The 20,540-nt window shown below is 73.3% G+C and carries 14 protein-coding genes; 9 read left to right on the top strand and 5 right to left on the bottom strand.

Annotated elements, in window-relative coordinates:
- Positions 1-66: 66 nt before the first annotated feature.
- Positions 67-1,410, bottom strand: coding sequence for a helix-turn-helix domain-containing protein (locus ABVB68_RS02525; RefSeq protein WP_353599455.1), 1,344 nt, complete (start codon positions 1,408-1,410; stop codon positions 67-69).
- 553 nt (positions 1,411-1,963) lie between these two features.
- Between ABVB68_RS02525 and ABVB68_RS02530 the strand changes: the two genes are divergently transcribed.
- Positions 1,964-3,931 (top strand): Ig-like domain repeat protein, encoded by a 1,968-nt coding sequence (locus tag ABVB68_RS02530; protein WP_353599181.1) that lies wholly within the window; start codon positions 1,964-1,966, stop codon positions 3,929-3,931.
- Positions 3,932-3,934: 3 nt separating this feature from the next.
- On the opposite strand, the gene ABVB68_RS02535 is transcribed toward ABVB68_RS02530, so the two are convergent.
- Complete coding sequence (locus ABVB68_RS02535) at positions 3,935-5,125, bottom strand: hypothetical protein (protein WP_353599182.1); 1,191 nt, start codon at positions 5,123-5,125, stop codon at positions 3,935-3,937.
- A 271-nt stretch (positions 5,126-5,396) separates the two neighbouring features.
- Positions 5,397-6,551: a PP2C family protein-serine/threonine phosphatase gene (locus tag ABVB68_RS02540; protein WP_353599456.1), complete on the bottom strand. Its 1,155-nt coding sequence runs from the start codon at positions 6,549-6,551 to the stop codon at positions 5,397-5,399.
- 167 nt (positions 6,552-6,718) lie between these two features.
- On the opposite strand from ABVB68_RS02540, the gene ABVB68_RS02545 reads away from it, so the two are divergent.
- Together ABVB68_RS02545 and ABVB68_RS02550 are read left to right on the top strand one after the other, a co-directional pair.
- On the top strand, positions 6,719-7,201 hold the full coding sequence (locus ABVB68_RS02545) for a hypothetical protein (RefSeq protein WP_353599183.1): 483 nt from the start codon (positions 6,719-6,721) through the stop codon (positions 7,199-7,201).
- 447 nt (positions 7,202-7,648) lie between these two features.
- The gene (locus ABVB68_RS02550; protein WP_353599184.1) at positions 7,649-8,584 is read left to right on the top strand and encodes a hypothetical protein; all 936 of its coding nucleotides are present in this window, start codon (positions 7,649-7,651) and stop codon (positions 8,582-8,584) included.
- Here ABVB68_RS02550 and ABVB68_RS02555 read toward each other — a convergent pair.
- On the bottom strand, positions 8,472-9,830 hold the full coding sequence (locus ABVB68_RS02555) for an aminotransferase-like domain-containing protein (RefSeq protein WP_353599185.1): 1,359 nt from the start codon (positions 9,828-9,830) through the stop codon (positions 8,472-8,474). The genes ABVB68_RS02550 and ABVB68_RS02555 overlap by 113 nt on opposite strands.
- Before the next feature lie 87 nt (positions 9,831-9,917).
- Here ABVB68_RS02555 and ABVB68_RS02560 point away from each other — a divergent pair, with 87 nt between their 5' ends.
- The 6 genes from ABVB68_RS02560 (at position 9,918) to ABVB68_RS02585 (ending at position 18,528) form a co-directional block, all read left to right on the top strand.
- Positions 9,918-10,706: an alpha/beta fold hydrolase gene (locus tag ABVB68_RS02560; RefSeq protein ID WP_353599186.1), complete on the top strand. Its 789-nt coding sequence runs from the start codon at positions 9,918-9,920 to the stop codon at positions 10,704-10,706.
- A 10-nt stretch (positions 10,707-10,716) separates the two neighbouring features.
- The gene (locus tag ABVB68_RS02565) at positions 10,717-11,673 is read left to right on the top strand and encodes an endonuclease/exonuclease/phosphatase family protein (protein WP_353599187.1); all 957 of its coding nucleotides are present in this window, start codon (positions 10,717-10,719) and stop codon (positions 11,671-11,673) included.
- A gap of 60 nt (positions 11,674-11,733) precedes the next feature.
- Positions 11,734-13,677: an FUSC family protein gene (locus ABVB68_RS02570; RefSeq protein ID WP_353599188.1), complete on the top strand. Its 1,944-nt coding sequence runs from the start codon at positions 11,734-11,736 to the stop codon at positions 13,675-13,677.
- Between the two features lie 71 nt (positions 13,678-13,748).
- Positions 13,749-15,788 carry a VWA domain-containing protein gene (locus tag ABVB68_RS02575; RefSeq protein WP_353599189.1) on the top strand — a complete coding sequence of 680 codons (2,040 nt, stop codon included), beginning with the start codon at positions 13,749-13,751 and terminating at the stop codon, positions 15,786-15,788.
- 96 nt (positions 15,789-15,884) lie between these two features.
- Positions 15,885-17,501 carry a methionine--tRNA ligase gene (gene metG / locus ABVB68_RS02580; RefSeq protein ID WP_353599190.1) on the top strand — a complete coding sequence of 539 codons (1,617 nt, stop codon included), beginning with the start codon at positions 15,885-15,887 and terminating at the stop codon, positions 17,499-17,501.
- A 331-nt stretch (positions 17,502-17,832) separates the two neighbouring features.
- Positions 17,833-18,528 carry a nucleotidyl transferase AbiEii/AbiGii toxin family protein gene (locus ABVB68_RS02585; RefSeq protein ID WP_353599191.1) on the top strand — a complete coding sequence of 232 codons (696 nt, stop codon included), beginning with the start codon at positions 17,833-17,835 and terminating at the stop codon, positions 18,526-18,528.
- A gap of 89 nt (positions 18,529-18,617) precedes the next feature.
- On the opposite strand, the gene aspS is transcribed toward ABVB68_RS02585, so the two are convergent.
- Positions 18,618-20,381, bottom strand: coding sequence for an aspartate--tRNA ligase (aspS, locus tag ABVB68_RS02590; protein ID WP_353599192.1), 1,764 nt, complete (start codon positions 20,379-20,381; stop codon positions 18,618-18,620).
- Positions 20,382-20,540: the final 159 nt, after the last annotated feature.

The raw sequence follows: 20,540 nt of genomic DNA on the forward strand, positions 1-20,540 counted from the left end.
GCCCACGACGGGCTCGGCCCACAGCGGTGGCCCCCCGACACCCGCTCCCACCGCGCCGCACGCACCTCACAGCGGGGGCTGGGCCGGGGCCGGGCCCAGGGTGGTGGTGCCGGGGGTCGTGCGGTGCCCGAGGCCGGTGCGGTAGGCGTCCAGGGCCGCCTCGACGCGGCCCGTGCGGCGCAGCAGGTCGCCCAGGAGACGGCACAGGTCGGCCAGGTCGCCGGCGGCGCCCGCGCGTTCCAGGATGCTGAGCGCGCGAACGTAGTGCTCCTCCGCCGCCTCGGTGTCCCGGGTGTCCTCGGCGATGATGCCGAGGAGGCGGTGGGCCGCGGCCGCGTGGACGGCGCCGCGTTCGGAGGAGAAGTCGCCCAGGACGCCCTCCAGCAGTTCCGCGGCCTCGGCGGACTTGCCCCGCCGGTGCAGCACGTCGGCGAGTTCGACCGCCGCCTGACTGCGGTAGAGGGCGGCCCGGGTCTCCGAGAGCATGGCCAGCGCCTGCCGCAACTCGCTCTCCGCCGCCTCCAGTCCGCCGTTCTGGGCGTGCACGTAACCGCGCATCCAGTGGCAGTTGGCCAGCTCGGTGCGCAGCTGGAGCTGCCGGTACAGCTCGGCGGCCTTGGCCAGGGACGCGTCCGCCTCGGCGACCCGGCCCTCGGCGAGCAGGGTGCGGGCGACCGAGCGGTGCATCCGGGCGATCAGCGCGGGGTCGGCGGCCTGCGCGGCGAGCGCGAGGGCGAACTCGGCGGCCTGGGCGGCTCGGGCGTGGGCCCCCATGTCCATGTACGGGCCGATGGCACTGGCGTAGAGCAGCAGAAGGGCGTCGGGGTCGTGCAGGCCGCCGCGGTTCAGTTCGTCGAGGGTGGATTCCAGCAGGTAGACCGCGTAGCGGAGTTCCCCGGCGAGGTAGTGGGAGACCGCCCGGCCGCGCACCGCGGGCACCCGCACCGGCAGCGCCTCGCCGGCGAGGCGTCCTTCGGCCCGCTCGAAGCACTCCCGGGCGCGCGTCAACTCGCCCGTCTCCAGGGCGCACTCACCGAGGCCCAGCAGTGCCTTGGCCTGCTCGTGGCCCAGCCCGTGCGTCTCGGCCTCCGCGAGCAGCGCCGTGTACTGCCCGGCGGCCTCCTCGGCCCTGCCGTCGGCCAGGAGGCGCTGCGCCTCGGTGAGCCGCAGCCGCAGGTCGGTGGCGAGGTGGGCGGGCCGGCCCACGGCCAGTTCCTCGAAGGCCACGCCGAGCCGGTCCGCGATGTGCCGCAGTGCCGTGTCGGAGGCCCGCACCCGGCCCGCCTCCAGGGTGGAGATGTAGGCCGGTGTGTACGCCGGTTCCGCCAGCTGCCGCTGGGTCAGCCCGCGCTCGCCGCGCAGCTGCTGCACCCGCCTCCCGATGACCTGCGGATCGTCGCGTTCCCGCATCATGTGGTCCCCCAACTCCCTTGCTGCCTCTTGCCGTTGGCCTCTCGCAACCTCTAGGTTAAACGGCGGGTTAAACCTGCTTAATACGCCGCTGTGGTATTGCGAGGTCGCCGTGCCCGGACGTACATCCGCACCCTACGGACGCCCCACCCCCGGCCTGGCCCCGTCGCGGGTCCGGGTGAGCGGGGGCCCCTCCACCGGCCGCGCCGTCGCCGCGGCCGTGATCGCCGCGGCGTCCCTGATCATCGCGGCGAACGCCGGGCCGGCCCGCGCGGCGGACCCGGCGCCCGTCCCGGTGGCCGACTCACCCGCACAGCCTTGAGAACTCCCCGCCGCGCCACCCCGCACTTCGCACCCGATCCGTCCTCGGCCGGCCCGGGTGTCCGCACGCCGGTCTCGGGGGCGCTCACGTTTTTGTCAGTGGCATGACCTAGTCTTCCCGACCTAGTCTTCACCCATCCGCCACGCACGGCTCACCGGGGACTCACACGACAGCGAGCCGCGTGGCGCTCATGCCTTCTTTCGTTCCGGGGGGTTCGAAATCCGCGTGCGTATGCGTACTCTCACGACGGCCACCACTGTGGCGGTCCTCTTCAGCTCGGCGGCCCTGGCCGCCACTCCGGCGCTCGCCGACTCCAGCAAGCCCCTGCCCGTCCGGCAGACCGGTGACATCGTCGTCGACGGCGTCCACCGGCAGGTCTTCGTCAGCGATCCGCTGAACGGCAAGATCGTCGTCACGGACTACGCCGGCGACGTCGTCAAGCAGCTCACCACCAACCTCTCCGGCGTCAGCGGCCTGGAACTGTCCGCCGACTCCGGCACGCTCTACGCGGCCGTGCAGGACCTGGACGCCGTCGCCGTCATCGACACCGCCACCGACGCCGAGACCACCCGGTACACGGTCGGCGACAAGCCGCTCAGCGTGGCGCTGGCGGGCGGCAGGCTGTGGTTCGGCTACGGCGGCGCCGCCGCGGGCGGCATCGGCTCCGTGGACCTGACGAGCGAGCAGCACGAGGTCACGCTCGACCAGGGCGGCTCCTGGTACTCGGCACCGCTGCTGGACGCGGCTCCCGGCACGAACGTGCTGGTCGCGGGCGCGCCCGGGCAGAGCCCGGTCGAACTGGCCTCGTACGACGTCTCCTCGGGCTCCGCCACCAGGCTGGCGAGCACCCGCGAGGCCGGCAGCAACCTCGGCGACTTCCAGGTCACCCCCGACGGCAAGGACGTCGTGGTGGCCAGCGGTGCGCCGTACTACCAGCAGGTGTTCCGGACCTCCGACCTCAACGAGGACGGCAAGTACGTCACGGACGCCTACCCGAACTCCGTCGCCATCGCCCCCGACGGCACGCTCGCCGCCGGCATCGACGGCTCCTACGAACCGGACGTCTACATCTTCCGGCCGGGCATCGGCGAGGCGGTCCGCACCTACGACTTCCCCAACACCGGTCACACCAGCGGCTCCGACCTGCTGGCGGACGCCGGTCTGGCCTGGGCGCCGGACGGCTCACGGCTGTTCGCTGTGACCTCCAACAGCGAGGGTGTCCACTCCCTGCGCGTGCTGACCGCGCCCACCAAGGCGGTCACCACCGTCACGGTGGACGCCCCCGCCACCGCGGCGCGCGGCAAGAAGCTCACCGTCAAGGGCAAGGTCACCGCCAAGGCGGCGCTGCCGGCCGGCACCAGGCTGACCGTCACCCGCACCGACCTGGACTCCCCGAAGGGCAAGGCGCTCGCCTCGGCCACCACCAAGGCGGACGGCACCTTCTCCTTCACCGACACCCCGCCGGCCGGCGGCAAGGTGAAGTACACGGTGGCCTACGCCGGTGACGCCGACCGGACGGCCGGCTCCGGCTCGGACACCGTCGCCGTCTCGCGTGCGAAGCCGACGCTCACGGTCGACAACAACGGCAAGGTCTACTCGTACGGCAAGGACGTGAAGTTCACGGCCCACCTCGGGAAGACCTACAAGAACCGCACGGTGGAGATCTGGGCCGACCCGTTCGGCTCGGACAAGCCGAACAAGCTGGTGAAGTCCGGCAAGGTCAACTCCCACGGCGACCTGTCGGTCACCCTGGACCTGAAGCGGGACACCAAGGTCTCCGCGAAGTTCTCGGGCGACTCCCGCTACGCGTCCGCCACCGCCTCCGCCACGGTCGGCGCCCGGGTGAGCGTGTCCACGTCGGTCGGCAACCACTACACGTCGAAGTACACGTGGAACCACACGTACTACTTCTTCCACAAGAACAAGAACCCGCTGATCACGACCAAGATGCCGTACTACCCGGGCCGGCAGCAGAAGATGGAGCTCGAGGTCTACTACCAGGGCCGCTGGTACCCGAGTGACCCGGCCTACTTCGCGCTGGGCCGCGACGGCGTGTCCAGGGTGCAGATCACCGGGGACCACGGCGGCGACGTCGGCTGGCACTTCCGGACCCGCTCGTCGTACGTCAACAGCGCCTCCGGTGACATCGTGAACTCCACGACGCACGGCGCCTGGAAGTACTTCACCTTCACCCGCTGAGGCCTACCGGGACTGGAGCTGCCGCAGCTGCCGCTGGACGTTCTCCAGCGCGCCGTCGCGGCGCCCCGGCACCCTGAGTCTCAACTCCGCGAGCGCGGGCCCGAGTTCACGGGCCCGCGCCGCGTCCTCGATACGGCCCCACTGGTGGTGCGCGCGGTCCACGGCGGACTCCACCGCGGGCGCGTCCGGGGCCTGCCCCGCGGCCAGCCGCACCCCGGCCACCGCCATCCAGGCCCGGCAGCTGCGCGCCGCGTCCCCCGCGAACATCGCCAGGTCCGCCCGGACCTCGCTCCAGTGCAGGGCGTCCTCGGAGGCGGGCCCGTGCGCCCGTACGGCGGCCAGTTCGTACCGGGCGGCGAGCGCGTCGGCCTCGTCGTGCCGCCCGCCCCGCACGGCGGCGCTGATGGCGGCATGGGGCTCCACCGGGAGCGCGGCCGGGTGCTGCGGTGCGGGGGGAGGCGGCGCGGCCGGCGCCTGGGCGGAAGTGCCGGGGAGGGGAGGTACGTCCGGGGTTCGCGGGCGAGGCGGTGCGGGACGGTACGCGGGGCCGTGGGCGAAGCCGCCGGCACTCGCCAGCACCAGGTGCCGCCCCGTGCCGGACTCGTCGGTGCGCGCCAGCGCCCGCTCGTGGAGCTCCGGGAGCGGCGGCCGGTGCCCGCTGCGCAGCAGCGTCGCCACGGCCTTCATGTACGACGGCTCGGCCGTGCCGCGCCGGCCCGGCGCCGCGGGGGCGACGCGACCGTAGACGGCGGTGGTGGGGCCGCAGTCGAGCCCGCGCTCGGCGACGTGCATCCAGGCCTCCGGATCCGCGTGCAGGTCGACGACGAGCGCGGTCTGCGCCGCGGTGCGCAGCCGCAGCTCCTCGCGGATCCAGTGCCAGGGCAGCGCGGTGTAGCGGACGGTGGCCGCGGTGGTGCGCGCCAGCGCCAGGTGCGGCAGCCGCTGCCGGCGGTCCAGGTGGAGCTGGCCGGTGAGATACACGGTGAGCGGCCCCGGGGCGGCCGCGGCGGCACGCAGCCGGGTGAGGACGGCCTGCGGCTCCAGCGGGTCGGCGAGCTCCACCACGTTGGCCGTGTCGGCGCCGGACAGCACGGCGGGGGCGACGGCGGCCAGCACCGGCAGCACACCGGCCGCGTCCACCAGGCGCCCCCGGCCCAGCGGCGAGGCCGCGATCAGCAGCACGGTTCCGGGCATCGGTCCTCCCCCTGTACACCTGACGGATCCGCAGGTCCGGACGGATCCGCGGACCGGCGCCGGATGCCTGGCCCCGGCGGGTCCACGACGTCCGGCGGGCCCATGGATCCTGCCGGACACGCAGTCCCGGCGGATCCATGACCCCCGACGGGTCCTCAGATCCTCCCGGACGCGCGGTCCCCGACGGATCCCCTGACTTCCGGCGGGTCCGTGGACCCTGTGATCCGCTCTTCAGCCAGCACCGTAACCGGTGCTGCCGCGAAGTCACGCGTCAGGTCCGCAAACGTCCCCTTTCGTGCGCTTCGTCCGCCGTCCTCGCCGTCCGCCGCACCGCGAACGCCGTGGTGTCGTCGTCCAACCGGCCCCCGCTGTGCCGCAGGACGTCGTCGCGGACCCGGCGGACCAGGCGCCGGGGTTCGGCGCGGCCCGGGTCGGCGACGACGGCGCGGTCGATCTCGCGGGCCAGCGGGTAGAAGCAGCCGGGCCCGTCGCGGGCCTCGGTCACCCCGTCGGTGACCAGCAGCAGCGTCTCGTCGGGGGCGAGCGGCACGCGGTGCACGGGAGGCAGGCCGTCCGCCAGCTCGGCGAGGCCGAGCGGGACCCCGTCGCCGCTGGGCAGTTCGCGCACCCCGTGCGGGCCGACCGCGAGCGGCGGCTCGTGACCGAAGTTGACGACCTCGATGACGTCCCCGGCGTCCTCGGGGAAGCCGATCAGGACGGCGGTGGCGAAGCGGTCACCGTCGTCCTTGCCGAGCGAGGTGGTGTGCTGACGGTGCCGGCGCATCCGCGTCTCCAGGCGTTCGGCGACGGTCACGAGGTCCGCCTCGTGGTACCCGGCCTCGCGAAAGGTGCCCAGCAGCGCGGCGGCGGCCTCCACCGCGCCGAGGCCCTTGCCCTGCACGTCGCCGACGAGCACGCGGACGCCGTGCGGACTGGGCTGGATGTCGTAGAAGTCGCCGCCGACCCGGGCGTCGACGTCGGCGGCGAGGTACACCCCCGCGTGCTCCAGCCCGGCCCAGCGCGGCGGCAGCGGGCGAAGCACGGTACGGCGGGTGGTCTCGGCGATGTCCTGGATGTGCAGGGCCTGCCGTTCCCGCCGCACCCGCACGGCGGCGGCCAGGGTGGCCAGCAGGCCGCCGACGGCCACCAGGATGAAGTCGGCCAGGCCGGCCCGGTACTGGTCGGGCCAGGCGCCGTCGACGGCGACGTACGTCACCACGGACAGCAGGCTGAGGGCGGCCGTCGTCCACACTCCGCAGATCGCGGCGGCGATGCCGGGGACCAGGACGATCCAGGAGACGATCCGGAACTGCTCGCCCGTGTTGAAGTCGGCCAGCACGATCCCGGCGAGCAGCAGCAGGGGCACCAGCCGGACGACGCTCCGCCCGCGTGCCCGCATCCCCTGGCGCCGCCGCCCGTACTCCATCTCGGTCACGGCGGGCAGCCCTTCATGTCCCTCAGACAAACACGGCGGGCATCGGGGCGCATCCGGGCACGCGTCACCGCACGCGTCACCCACCCGGTCGACTTGCCAGGCCGTACCGCCCGGGTGTGCCCTGGAGACCGGGGGCTAGGAGCGGAAGGAGTGCTCTCATGGCTCAAGCGGCACCCGCACCCGGCGGAATGTCCCGGCCCGGCCGTACGCCCGAGGCGGAGGGCCGGACGACCGAGGTGCGCGCCCGCCCGCCCGACGTCTTCGACGCCCGTACGCACAAGATGGCCCGGATCGGCGTGCCGGTGGTGCTGGGCCTCGTCTACGGCTACTGGGTCGCGGCCAACGGACGCGACGGCGCTCCCGTCACCGGCTGGAACCTGCTGCTCGGGTTCGTCAGCGCGGCGGTGTTCGCGGGCGTGTGCATGGCGCTGCTGGTCCTGGCCCCGCGGATGCCGCGGGAGGTGCACGCGCTGCTGTGGACGGCCTTCGTCGGCTGCGCCTTCGGCTTCCTCTACAGCCAGACCGGCGCGACGGTCCTCAGGTCGGTGCTGATGTCACTGCTGGTGTCGGCGGCCACGTTCGTCGCGTTCTTCTACCGCTACTACACCCGCGAGGACGCCTTCGGCCACCGGACCCGCTGAGCGGGACGGTATGCGCTCGGCGGGCGGACGCGTCGGCGGGACGGACGCGGGTCGGTGTGCGGACGCGTTGGCGGGACGGACGCGGGTGAGTTGAGTGTGCGGACGCGCGTTGGCGAGACGCACGCGCGTAAGTGGGCGTTGGCGGGACGGACGCGGGTCAGTGGGCGTTGGCGGGACGGACGCGCATGAGTGTGCGGACGCGTGAGCGGGACGGCGCGCGCGTGGGCCCCGGCCGCTGTGGCCGGGGCCCACGCACTCCCCTGTCCACCCCGCCCCACCAGCCTCCCCAGCACCAGGAAACACCCGTTCGGGTGAAGCCTCCACCGGAGAGCGGAATACATGGTTCCGCTCGGGGAGCGCCGTCGGCGGCCGCCGTCCGGTCGGTATGACCGCCCGAACGCAGTACCCCGGCTCGCGCACCGGCCTCCGGCGCCGTTGCCTTGAAGCGTGCCCCCACGCCTCAGGAGCGCCCTGTCGGCCGTACTGATCACCCTGTCCTGCCTCCTCGTGCCCTTCGGCGCGCTGGCGGCCTGGGCGGCGTACGGGCTCGCCGACACGGACCGCTACGTCACCGCGATGGCCCCGCTGGCCACCGACCCGGACGTACGCGAGGCGGTCGCGGACACCGTCGGCGACGGCATCCTGCGCGCGGTGGACCAACACCTGGACGTGCACCCGGTACGCGGCCCCGTCGGCCCCTTCGTGCACGACGCGGTGCGTTCCTTCACGCAGACCCGGGCGTTCCGGCTGGCCTGGGACGCCGGGAACCGGGTGACGCACGACGCCGTCCTGCGCGCCCTGCGCGCGGAGGACGAGCGCGCCGTCACCGTCGACTTCGCCCCCGTCACCGCACAGGTCAAGCGCCAGCTCACCCTCGACCACGTGCCGCTCGCCCAGCGCATACCGGTGGAGCACACCTCGGTCGCCGTGCTGCCCGCGGGCGAGCTGGTCGCCCTCCGGAAGGGTTTCCACGTGATGGAGATCGCCGGGTTCTGGCTGCCGGTGGCGGCCGTCGCCTTCGCCGCCGCCGGGATCGCGCTGGCCGTGCGCCGGCGCCGGGCCGTCGCCGCGACCGCGCTGGGCACGGCCCTCGGCGGCGCCCTGCTCGTCCTGGCGCTGGCCGTCGGCCGCAGCCTGACCCTCGCCGACCTGCCCGCGGACGTACCCCACCCGGCCGTGGGCGCCGTCTACGACGCGCTCACCGGCACCCTGCGCACGGCGGGATGGGTGCTGCTCGGCCTCGGTCTCGCCGTGGCCCTCACCTCCTGGCTCACCCGGTACCTGCGGCCGCGCCGGCCCCTGGCCCGCCTCGTGCGACGTCTGCGAGGGTCCGCAGCGCCCGCCTCAGCTCCGGCCCGGGCACGGACGCGAGCCCGAGTCTGACCGCGTCCGGCGTCCTGCCGGGGCCGACCGAGAAGGCCGTACCCGGCGTGACCGCGATCCCGTGGGCCCGCGCGGCGGCGGTGAAGGTGTCGGCCCGCCACGGCGCGGGCAGCTCCCACCAGGCGAAGTAGGCCGCCGGATCGGACCGTACGGCGAACCCGGCCAGTTCCTCGGCCACCAGCCGCTGCCGGCGCCGGGCGTCCGCGCGCTTGGCGGCCACCAGCCGGTCCACGGTGCCGTCCCCGATCCACCGCACGGCCGCCTCCAGCGCGAACCCGCCCGCGCTCCACCCGCCGGAGCGGACGGCCCGCGCCACCGCCGCGACACGCTCCTGCGGTACGACGGCGAAACCGACCGTCAGGCCCGGCGCGACCCGCTTGGACAGCCCGTCGACGAGGTGCACGAGCCCCGGGGCGAGCGCGGCCAGCGGGGGCGTGCCGCCCGGGTGCAGGAAGGACCAGATCCGGTCCTCCACCACCGGTGTCCCCAGGCTGTGGACGACGTCGGCCAGTTGTTCCAGCCTGCCCGCGCTCACCGTGCGCGCGGTCGGGTTGTGCAGGGTCGGCTGGAGGTACAGGGCGGACAGGGGAGCGGCGCGGTGGGCGGCGGCCACGGCCCCCGGCACCGGCCCGTCCGCGTCCGTCGCGAGCGGGACGAGGGTGATGCCCAGCCGGCCCGCGATCTCCTTGACCAGCGGGTACGTCAGCGGCTCCACGCCCACCCGGCCGCCGGGCCGCACCAGCGAGGCGAGGGTCGCGGCGATCGCCTGACGGGCGTTGCCGGTGAACAGGATGCGCGCCGCGGCGGAGCGCAGACCGCCCTGGGCCAGCAGCGAGGCCACCGCCTCCCGGGCCGCGGGGGTGCCCGCGGCGGCGGCCGGCCGCAGCGCCTGCTCCAGCGCGTCCGGCCGCAGCAGCGGGGCGAGGGCCGCGGCCAGCAGCTCCGACTGGCCCTCGGCGACCGGGTAGTTGAGCTCCAGGTTCACCGGCGCGGCTCCCGCCGCCTCGGCCAGCGCGTGCCCCGGCTGCCCGTCCGGCTCGGTGGCCCGCACGAACGTGCCGCGCCCGACCTCGCCCACCACCAGCCCCCGGCGGACCAGTTCGCCGTACACCCGGCCGGCCGTCGACGGCGCGATCCCGTGCCGCCGGGCGAACGCCCGCTGCGGTGGCAGCCGTTGGCCCGGTCTGAGCCGTCCGCCGTCGATGTCGTTCGCGATCCGGTCGGCGATGCGCCGGTAGTCGTCCACCCGTCCCCCTGCCCGTGCCGTGCCCTCGATTGCACCGAGAGCAAAGATCTTATTGCACCGAGCAGTTGAGGCACCTAGGGTCGACCAATGCCTCCCTTCCTCGCGTACGAGGACAAAGACCCCGGAACCACCGGCCGGGTTCCGCTCGTCCTCGTCCACGGCCATCCCTTCGACCGCACGATGTGGCAGCCGCAACTGGCCGAGTTCTCCGCACACCGCCGGGTGATCGCCCCCGACCTGCGCGGTTACGGCGCCTCCCCCGTCACCCCCGGCACGGTCCCGCTCTCCCGGCACGCCGAGGACATCGCCGCACTCCTGGACCTGCTGGAGGTGGACGCCTTCGTCCTGGCGGGCCTGTCCATGGGCGGCCAGATCGCCATGGAGTGCCACGACCGCTTCGGCGACCGCGTCCGCGGCCTCGTCCTCGCCGACACCTTTCCGGCCGCGGAGACCCCCGAGGGCAGGAGGAGCCGCGAGGCGATGGCCGGCCGGCTGCTCGCCGAGGGCATGCGGGGCTACGCCGACGAGGTGCTGGAGCGGATGGTCGCCCCCTACGCCGACCCCGACGTCAAGGCCCACGTCCACCGCATGATGACGGCCACCTCCCCGCAGGGCGCCGCGGCGGCCCTGCGCGGCCGGGCCGAACGCCCCGACTACCGCGCCCTGCTGACCCGGGTGCGGGTGCCCGCCCTCGTGGTCGTCGGCGCCGACGACACCTACACTCCCGTCCGCGACGCCGAGGAGATGCACGCGGCCCTGCCCGACTCCCGGCTGCACGTCGTCCAGGGCGCCGCCCATCTGCCCAACCTGGAGCGGCCCGAGGAGTTCAACCGGGCGCTGGGCGATTTCCTGGCGCGGGTGGACGGGCGATCGTAGGCTCGCCGCCGTGACCCCACACCGCGGACGCGGACTCGGCGCCTGGGCCGCCGGACTGCCGCTGGCCGCCGTGAGCGTGGTCGCCGGCTGCCGGGCGGCCGGCACCGACGGCATCACACCCGTCCCCCAGCTCCTCGCCTTCCTGCCCTGGCTGCTCGTGCCGACCGGCTTCGCCCTGCTCTGCGCCCTGCTCGCCCGCTGGTGGGCCGGCCTGGTGTGGGGCGTCGCCGTCCTCGGCCTGCTCGCCTGGTACCTGGAGCCGTACGGCACGGCCGGCGAGCCCGGCGGTCCGCCGCTCGCCGCGTTCCGCGTGCTCACCTCCAACGTCGAGTTCGGGCGCGGCACCCCCGCCCTGGTGCCGGTCATCCGCCGGCGAAATCCGGACGTGGTCTTCGTCGAGGAGTGCGAGCGGACCTGCCGGGCCGTCCTGGAGGGCGAGTTCGCGCACACCCACCCCTACCGGCGGGCGGTGCGCGCGGCCGGCTCCCACGGCTCCCTCATCCTCAGCCGGTTCCCGCTCGAGCCGGCGGCGGGCGTCCCCGGCACCATGGGCATGCCCGGCGCCCTCGCCGACGTGCGCGGCCACGCCGTACGCCTCCAGCTCGCCCATCCCATGCCCCCGCTGCCGGGCCAGGTCGGCCTGTGGCGCCGCGAACTCGGCAGGCTGCGTGCCTTCGCGGCCACCGGCGAGGACACCCCCACCGTCCTGGCCGGCGACTTCAACGCCTCCCAGGACCACGCGGCCTTCCGCCGCATCCTGGACACCGGGCTGGCCGACGCGGCCCGCCTCGCCGGCCACGACCGCACCGCCAGCTGGCCCGCGCGCACCGCCTCGGTCATCGGCACCCAGATCGACCACGTGCTGCTCTCCCGGGACTTCACCGCGAACGGCGCCCACTTCCTGCGCGTGGCCGGCAGCGACCATCGCGCCCTCGTCGTCGATCTCATGCTCCACCCGCGCGAATGAGCGACGCCGGGCCGCACCCCGCCTCCGGGTGGACCGGCACGGAACGGCCATAATGGGCGCATGTCCCGAGAGTTCCCCATCGGCCTCACCCCTCCCGACTGGCTGGTCCGGAACCTCCAAGCGCAGCAGGCACCCGTCAACCGGGCCGCCGTCGCCCGCGCCGCCGTCGCCATGAGCCTCCCGCTCGCGCTCGGTTTCGCCGCGGGCCGCCCGGCCTACGGGGCGCTCGCCTCCATGGGCGCCCTGTCCGGCGTCATCGGCGACACCGCCGACGCCTACCGCATGCGCATCCTCAACATCGCCGTCCCGCAGCTCTTCGGTGCGGTCGGCGTGGCGCTGGGCGCGCTGGTGTACGGGCAGGGCTGGTTCACGGTCGTCGCGGTCACCGGGGTGGCGCTGGTGTCCGGCATGATCTCGACCATCGGTGCGGTCGCCTCGGTCTGCGGCCTGCTCCTGCTGCTGAACTGCGTGGTCGGCGCCGGCCTTCCGATGCCGCACCCCTGGTGGCTGGCCCCGCTCCTGATGACCGGCGGCGGCCTGCTGGTACTGCTGCTCGCGCTGCTCGCCTGGCCGTTGCGCTCGGGCCTCCCCGAACGCGCCGCGGTCGCCGCCACCTACCGCACGGCCGCCACCCTCCTCGACGTCGCCGGCACCGACCGCACCGGGGAGTACGACGAGGCCCGCCACGCCGTCACCCGGTCCCTGAACCAGTCCTACGACCTGATCCTGGGTCGGCGCGCCCGCCAGCAAGGCCGCAGCGCCGACATCACCCGGCTGCTGGCCCAGCTGAACGCGATCACCCCGGTGGTCGAGGCGGCTCCCGCGGCCCACCTGGCGGCCCACCCGCTGCCCCCGGAGATCCCCCGGGCGCTGCACCACCTCGCCGACGCCGTCGGGACGGGCTACACGGGCCCCATCACCCTGGCGCTCCCCCTGCCCACCACGGAGACGGCCCGGGCGGTGGACCACGCGCTGCGCCACGCGGCCGAGGTGGTCACGGCGCCCGACGTGGACCCCCGGGGCATCGACGACCGCCTGGGCCGCCCGGCCGCCCTCGGCATCCGCACGGCCCGCGCGGCCCGCACCGTCGTCCTCTCGGCGAACTCCTGGCGCTACGGCCTGCGTCTCGCGCTCTGCATCGGCATCGCCCAGGCCCTCGTCTCCCTGGTCCCGATAGAGCGTTCCTACTGGGTCGCCCTGACCATCACCTTCGTCATGAAGCCGGACTTCGGCTCGGTCTTCTCGCGCGTCCTGCTGCGCGCCCTCGGCACGGTGGCCGGGCTGGTGATCGCGGCGGTGATCCTGGCGGAGGTGCCGATGGGGCGCTGGGACGTCCTGGTCATGCTGGTGCTGGCCCCGCTGGTCCCGGCGCTGACTCCCCGGGGCTACGGCTTCCAGACGGCGGCCATCACCCCGGTGATCCTCCTTCTGTCCGACATCCTCACCCACCAGGGCACGGCCCTGCTGCTGCCCCGGCTGGCCGACTCGCTCCTCGGCTGTGCGATCGCCCTGACCGCCGGCTACCTCCTGTGGCCGGAGAGCTGGCACACCCGGGTCGGGGACCGCCTCGCCGACGCGGTCGCGGACACGGCGGCCTACGTCGAGGCGGCGTTCGGCACGGACGGCGACCCGAGTGCCCGGGCCCACATGCGGCGGCGCCTCTACCGGGACCTCGCCGGCCTCCCCCCCGATTCCCCGGGCGCGCCGCCCCCCCCCCCGCCGCCCGGGCGGCGCGCCGCCGCCTGGTGGCCGCTGGTCGTCGCCGTGGAGCGGATCGTCGACGCCACGACGGCGGCCCGGGTCCGCGTCCGGCACGGGGCCCCGCCCCCGTCCGCGGCCGAGATCGCCCAGGTCAACCTGCAACTGCGGGAACTGTCGGAGGGGGTGCGGAGCGCGGAGACCCTGATCGCCGTCCGCACCGATCTCACGGGGCCGGCCGGCAGCGTTCTGGAGCCACTTCGCCAGGAAGTGGCGGCGGCCCGGTCGATCGCTTCCCCGCACTGAGCGCTTCGCTAACCTTACGTGTCCGTCCTGGCCAGGGATTGACGGGCATCAACTCACGAAGGGTTGCGCACATGGGCATTCTCACTCTCCTGCGGAACGCATTCGGCCGCTCACGCAAGGCACGAGCCACCGAGGCGGAGGGTGCGGACCGAGTCCCGACGCAGCCCCCGGCCTCGGAGCCCGCGGCCCCGGAACCGGCCGTCACCACCCTCCGGATCACGGATCCGGCGGCCGCCGACCTCCCCGCCACCGAGCCCCGGACCACGGAGCCCGCGTCCACCGACACCCGGGCGACCGCCTCGTCGACGGCCCAGCGGCCGACGCCCGCGACGCCGGCGGAGACGCCGGCGGCCACCGCCCCGACCGCGCGGCGCACGGCCTCCGCCGAGCCCGGCACCACGGCTCCCAGGACGCCGGAGCCCCGCACCGCCGACATCCCCGAGCCCCGCCAGGCATCCCTCGGGGAACACGACCTGGTGGCAGCGGCCTTCAACAACGTGAAGGTCCCCCGCCCCGCAGAAGCGAGGGAACCCGAGCCGGGGACGACACCGGAACGGAAGGCCGCCCCGGACGCACAGCCCGAGAACCCCGAGGCGGTGACACCCACCGAGGCCGCGCCGCACGCTGAGGCCCCGACGCACGCCGAGGCCGCGACGCACGCTGAGGCCGCGGAAGAGGCGGAGGCGCAGACCGAGGCGCACACCGAACCGGAGACCCAGGCCGAGACGGAGACTCAGGTCGAGGCACAGGCCGAGACGGAGACGCCCGTCGAGACTCAGGCCGAACCGGAGACCGGGGGAGCGGCCGAGCCGCAGACGGCTGCCAAGCCGGAGGCTGCGACCGAGCCCGAGGCAGCAGCCGAGCCCGAGGCAGCGACCGAACCGGAGACGGCTACCGAACCGGAGGCTGCGACCGAGCCCGAGGCAGCGACCGAACCGGAGACGGCTACCGAACCGGAGGCAGCAGCCGAGCCCGAGGCAGCGTCCGAGCCGGAGACGGCAACTGAACCCGAGGCAGCAACCGAACCGGACACGGCAACCGAGCCGAAGGCAGCAGCCGAACCGGAGACGGCCACCGAGCCCGAACCCGAACCCGCGGCCGAGCCGCTGGTGGCCGGTGAGTCGGCCGCGGAAGCTGCCACAGAGGCAGAAGAGGCTGCCGCGGCGGCGGAGGAGACGACGGACCCGCAAGCCGCCGACGGCGAGGACGCCCAGCAGGGGCCACCCGCAGCCGACGACGAGACCCGCACGGGCGGTGCGGGTGGGAACGCAGACGCCGAGGGCGAAGCCGAGGCGGACACACGCCCCGAGCCCCCGCAGGCACCGCAGGCAACCGGTGGGAACGCAGACGCCGAAGGCGAAGCCGAGGCGGACACACGCCCCGAACCCCCGCAGACAACCGCCGAAAAGGCCAAGCCCGCCAAGCCCGCCAAGCCCGCCACCACCCTCGCCGGCGTCAAGTCCCGCACCCCCGCCCTGACCACCGCCTACAAGGCCGCCGCCACCACGCTCGAGAACACCGACCTCACCGGCACCCGAGCGAAGCTCTACCTCGTGCTCGACCGCTCCGCGAGCATGCGCCCGTACTACAAGGACGGCTCCGCCCAGGCCCTCGCCGACCAGACCCTCGCCCTCGCCGCCCACCTGGACCCCGAGGCCACGGTCCACGTCGTCCTCTTCTCCACCGAGGTGGACGGCACCACCGACCTGACCCTCACCCCGGACCACGAGACGAAGATCGACGACACCCACGCCGCCCTCGGCCGCATGGGCCGCACCAGCTACCACGCCGCCGTCGAGGCCGTGGTCACCCACTACGAGAAGTACTGCGCCGACCAGGCGGCCCCCGGCGCCCCCGCCCTCGTGGTGTTCCAGACCGACGGCGCCCCGGACGCGAAGACCCCCGCGACCCAGGCACTCACCGCGGCCGCGGCGGCCCACCCCGGCCTCTTCTTCTCCTTCGTCGCCTTCGGTGAGCACGACAACAAGGCCTTCGACTACCTCCGCAAACTGAAGACCGGCAACGCAGCCTTCTTCCACGCGGGCCCCACCCCCCGCGAGCTCACCGACACGGAGCTTTACGAGGGCCTCCTGGCCACTTGGCGACCGTAAACGCCCGTATGCGCCCGGCAAGGGGGGTGGACGCCCGGGTCCACCCCCCGAAACGCGTGTGAGTCGATCTCCACAAGCCCAGTAGGATTTCGACTCATGGTGGCCACTGGATCCGAGAAGCAGGGTGGAAAGGCGTTCTACGTCACCACCCCCATCTATTACGTCAACGACGCTCCTCACCTGGGCCACGCCTATACGACCGTCGCAGGCGACGTGCTCACCCGCTGGCACCGTCAGCGCGGCGAGAAGGTGTGGTACCTCACCGGCACGGACGAGCACGGTCAGAAGATCATGCGCACCGCGGAGGCGAACGGCGTCAGCCCGCAGGAGTGGGCGGACAAGCTCGTCACCGAAGCCTGGAAGCCCCTCTGGGAGCATCTGGAGATCGCGAACGACGACTTCATCCGCACGACGCAGAAGCGGCACACCGACCGCGTCCAGGAGTTCGTGCAGGACCTGTACGACAAGGACGAGATCTACAAGGGCGGCTACGAAGGCCCGTACTGCGTCGGCTGCGAGGAGTACAAGCTCCCGGGCGAGCTGCTCGACGGCGAAGGCGAATTCGCAGGCCAGAAGCTCTGCCCGATCCACAAGAAGCCGGTGGAGATCCTCAGCGAGGAGAACTACTTCTTCAAGCTGAGCGAGTACGGCGACAAGCTGCTCGCCCACTACGAGGCGAACCCCGACTTCATCCAGCCCGAGTCCGCGCGCAACGAGGTCGTGAACTTCGTCCGCCAGGGCCTGCAGGACCTCTCCATCTCCCGCTCGACCTTCGACTGGGGCATCCCGATCCCCTGGGACACCAAACACGTCATCTACGTGTGGGTCGACGCGCTGCTGAACTACGCCACGGCGGTCGGCTACAACGAGAACCAGGAGAAGTTCGACTCCACCTTCCCGGCCGACGTCCACCTGGTCGGCAAGGACATCCTCCGCTTCCACGCGGTGATCTGGCCGGCCATGCTGATGGCCCAGGGCCTCCCGCTGCCCGGCAAGGTCGCCGCGAACGGCTGGCTGATGGTCGGCGGCGAGAAGATGTCGAAGTCGAACCTGACCGGCATCAAGCCGCAGGACCTCACGTCACACTTCGGCGTGGACGCGTACCGCTGGTACTTCCTGCGCGCGATCGCCTTCGGCCAGGACGGCTCGTTCTCCTGGGAGGACTTCTCCGCCCGCTACACCTCCGAGCTGGCCAACGACTACGGCAACCTCGCCTCCCGCGTCGCGGCCATGGTCGGCAAGTACTTCGGCGGCACGCTGCCCGAGGCCACGGCCGTCGGCGAGGCGGAGAAGGCGATCCACGAGGGCCTGGCCAAGGCCGTCGCCGAGGCCGACCGCCGGATCGGCGACGATCTGGACTTCCAGGGCGGCATCCTGGCCGTCTTCGACTTCGTCAAGCAGGTCAACGGCTACCTCACCGAGCAGGAGCCGTGGAAGGTCGCCAAGGACGACTCGCCGGAGGGCAAGGCCCGACTGGCCACGATCCTCTACACCGCCGCGGAGTCCCTCCGTGCGCTGGCCGTCCTTCTCAACCCGGTCATGCCGGACACCTCCCAGAAGCTCTGGGACTCCCTCGGCGCGGAGACGTCTCTCGGCGCCCTGGCCGCCCAGCGGGTCCAGGAGGCCGGCGAGTGGGGCAAGCTGCCCGCGGGCTCCACGGTCACCAAGGGCGCGGTGCTCTTCCCGCGCCTGGAGGAGAAGCCGACGGCGTAGGGCGTACGACCCTGCGCACCGAGGCCCGGACACGACGTGTGTCCGGGCCTCTTCCCTACGGCTCCGAGCAGTCCTGGCAGATCCGTCCGAGGACCCACCTTCCCCCACCCTGACCGCTCGGCCGGCGAAGAGGACTCCGCCGGCCGCCGAACCCCGCGGCCCCGGCCACACCGAGCCCGTCCGGAGCACCCGGGCATCAAGCGCGACGGTAAGAGCGGCGACGACGTGGTTGGTGGTCACCAGGGGTGCTCCTCGGACGATCGGCCGGATGAACGCCCTTCCCGCACGCGTCGTGGCGTGTGCGAGACCTGAAGCCGGAAAAGATCTTCCCGTGAACCTTCCCGAACCTCACCGGCGGCTCCTCGCGGACGTCGTCACGGCGGGCGGCCCGTACGGGCTGGTCCTCGCCGGTGGATACGCCCTTCAGGCGCACGGCCTGCTGGAGCGGCCGCACGCCGACCTCGACTTCGCCACGGAGAGCTCCGAGGCGATGGACCGGATCGCCGGCGCCGTCGGTGCCGCCCTGGAGGCCCGGGGCCGGCACGTGCACGTCGGGCCGGTCAGCGTCCGCACCGCGCAGCTGACCGTCACGGATCCGCCGAGCGGCGAGCCCTGTGCCCTCACGCTGCACCGGGAAGCCTTCTGGCAGCCGCCGGACCTCACCGGGTACGGCCCGGCCCTCTCCCTCGAGGACGCCGTCGGCACGAAGATCCGCGCCCTGTACGACCGGGGCGCCGCCGTCGACCTCATCGACGCGCGGGCCGCCGCCACCCGCTTCTCCCTGCCCGACCTGGAGGAACTGGGCCGCCGGCACGCCTATGACCCGTTCGACCTGCCCACCCTCCAGTCGCGGCTGACCGGCACCGACTTCTACGCCGACCTGGAGTTCGTGCGGTACGGGCTGGACGCGCCACGCATCTCCGCACTGCGCGCCTGGGCCCAGCACTGGTCCGACGACATCGCCGAACGCTTGCTGGAGGACGGCACCCCGCCGGACGAGGAGACCGATCCCGGCGCCGGGGAGTGAAGGCCCCTCGGACGCGCCCTGGCAAGCGGAAGGGCCCGGAACCGACATCGGTTCCGGGCCCTTCTTCCGTCCGTCCGGGCGGCCGCCGCCTACTTCGGCTGCGGCTTGCGGATGCTCAGGTGCAGCTCGCGCAGGCGGGACTCGTCCAGCTCGGTCGGGGCGCCCATCATCAGGTCCTGGGCGTTGCCGTTGAGCGGGAAGGCGATCGTCTCGCGGATGTTGGGCTCGTCCGCGAGAAGCATCACGATGCGGTCCACGCCCGGGGCGATGCCGCCGTGCGGCGGGGCGCCGAAGCGGAACGCGCGCAGCATGCCCGCGAACTTCTCCTCGACGGTCTCACGGTCGTAGCCCGCGATCTCGAAGGCCTTGAGCATGATCTCCGGCTCGTGGTTCCGGATGGCGCCGGAGGACAGCTCCACGCCGTTGCAGACGATGTCGTACTGCCAGCCCAGGATGTCCAGCGGGTCCTGCGTCTCCAGGGCCTCCAGGCCGCCCTGCGGCATCGAGAAGGGGTTGTGCGAGAAGTCGATCGCGCCGGTGTCCTCGTCCTTCTCGTACATCGGGAAGTCGACGATCCAGCAGAAGCGGAAGACGCCGTCCTCGAACTGGCCGGCCCGCTTGGCGGCCTCCACCCGGACCGCGCCCATGATCTTCGAGACCTCGTCGTACTCGCCCGCGCCGAAGAAGACGGCGTGGCCGGGGGCGAGGGACAGGCGCTTGGTCAGCTCGGCGACGTTCGCCTCGGTGAGGAACTTCGCGATCGGGCCGGTCAGCGAGCCGTCCTCGGCCACGCGCACCCAGGCCAGGCCCTTGGCGCCCTGCTCGACGGCGTACTCACCGAGCTGGTCGAAGAACCTGCGGGGCTGCCCGGAGACGTCCGGCACCGGCAGCGCGCGCACGTGCTTGCCCGCGAACGCCTTGAACTCCGAGCCCTCGAAGACATCGCTGATGTCCACCAGCTCCAGCTTGGCGCGCAGGTCGGGCTTGTCGGAGCCGTACTTCGCCATCGCCTCGCGGAACGGGATGCGCGGGAACGGGGAGGTGACGTGACGGCCGCCGCCGAATTCCTCGAACAGCTCGGTCATGAGCTTCTCGATCGGCTGGAAGACGTCCTCCTGCTCGACGAAGGACATCTCCACGTCGAGCTGGTAGAACTCGCCGGGCGAGCGGTCCGCGCGGGCGTCCTCGTCGCGGAAGCAGGGCGCGATCTGGAAGTAGCGGTCGAAGCCGGAGATCATCAGCAGCTGCTTGAACTGCTGCGGGGCCTGCGGCAGCGCGTAGAACTTGCCCGGGTGCACCCGGGAGGGGACCACGTAGTCGCGGGCGCCCTCGGGGGAGGTGGCGGACAGGATCGGCGTGGCCATCTCGTTGAAGCCCATCGCCGCCATCTTCTGCCGCATCGCGGAGATGACGGCCGTACGCAGCATGATGTTGCGGTGCATGCGCTCGCGGCGCAGGTCCAGGAAGCGGTACTCCAGGCGCCGCTCCTCGTTGACCCCGTCCTCGGCGTTGATCGTGAAGGGCAGCGGAGCGGCCGCGCCGAGCAGCTCGACCTCGGCGACCTCGACCTCGATCTCACCGGTGGGCAGGTCCGGGTTCACGTTCTCGGTTCCACGTGAAACAACGCGGCCGTCGACGCGGACCGTGGACTCCTTGGAGATCTTGTCCAGGGCCTCGTACGCGGGGGTGCCGGGGCGGGCGACGAGCTGGGTGATGCCGTAGTGGTCGCGCAGATCGATGAAGAGGATGCCGCCCAGGTCGCGCCGATTGTGCAGCCAGCCACTCAGCCGGACGTCGGCACCGACGTCAGAGGCGCGGAGCTGGCCGCAGGTGTGGGACCTGTACCGATGCATCGTCGTTCATCGTCCTTCGTGGTGGGGTTCTCTCCTGCCGGCTTCGCGGACCGGCCGGAACGGGCACAGAGCCCGGACCCATCAAGGGTACCGGGCACCCCGTGATCGGCTCCCCACCATTACCGCCCGCCCCTCCACGGTGGCGGGTATCGATCAGAT

Origin of the sequence: Streptomyces sp. NPDC096012, assembly GCF_040426375.1 — a bacterium.
Lineage (GTDB): Bacteria > Actinomycetota > Actinomycetes > Streptomycetales > Streptomycetaceae > Streptomyces.

What these genes read in the sequence shown, in the direction of transcription:
- aspS (WP_353599192.1), bottom strand. Translation starts at nt 20,381, where the DNA reads ATGCATCGGTACAGGTCCCACACCTGCGGCCAGCTCCGCGCCTCTGAC.
- ABVB68_RS02575 (WP_353599189.1), top strand. Translation starts at nt 13,749, where the DNA reads ATGGGCATTCTCACTCTCCTGCGGAACGCATTCGGCCGCTCACGCAAG.
- ABVB68_RS02530 (WP_353599181.1), top strand. Translation starts at nt 1,964, where the DNA reads ATGCGTACTCTCACGACGGCCACCACTGTGGCGGTCCTCTTCAGCTCG.
- ABVB68_RS02535 (WP_353599182.1), bottom strand. Translation starts at nt 5,125, where the DNA reads ATGCCCGGAACCGTGCTGCTGATCGCGGCCTCGCCGCTGGGCCGGGGG.
- ABVB68_RS02560 (WP_353599186.1), top strand. Translation starts at nt 9,918, where the DNA reads ATGCCTCCCTTCCTCGCGTACGAGGACAAAGACCCCGGAACCACCGGC.
- ABVB68_RS02545 (WP_353599183.1), top strand. Translation starts at nt 6,719, where the DNA reads ATGGCTCAAGCGGCACCCGCACCCGGCGGAATGTCCCGGCCCGGCCGT.
- ABVB68_RS02570 (WP_353599188.1), top strand. Translation starts at nt 11,734, where the DNA reads ATGTCCCGAGAGTTCCCCATCGGCCTCACCCCTCCCGACTGGCTGGTC.
- metG (WP_353599190.1), top strand. Translation starts at nt 15,885, where the DNA reads ATGGTGGCCACTGGATCCGAGAAGCAGGGTGGAAAGGCGTTCTACGTC.
- ABVB68_RS02540 (WP_353599456.1), bottom strand. Translation starts at nt 6,551, where the DNA reads ATGGAGTACGGGCGGCGGCGCCAGGGGATGCGGGCACGCGGGCGGAGC.
- ABVB68_RS02525 (WP_353599455.1), bottom strand. Translation starts at nt 1,410, where the DNA reads ATGCGGGAACGCGACGATCCGCAGGTCATCGGGAGGCGGGTGCAGCAG.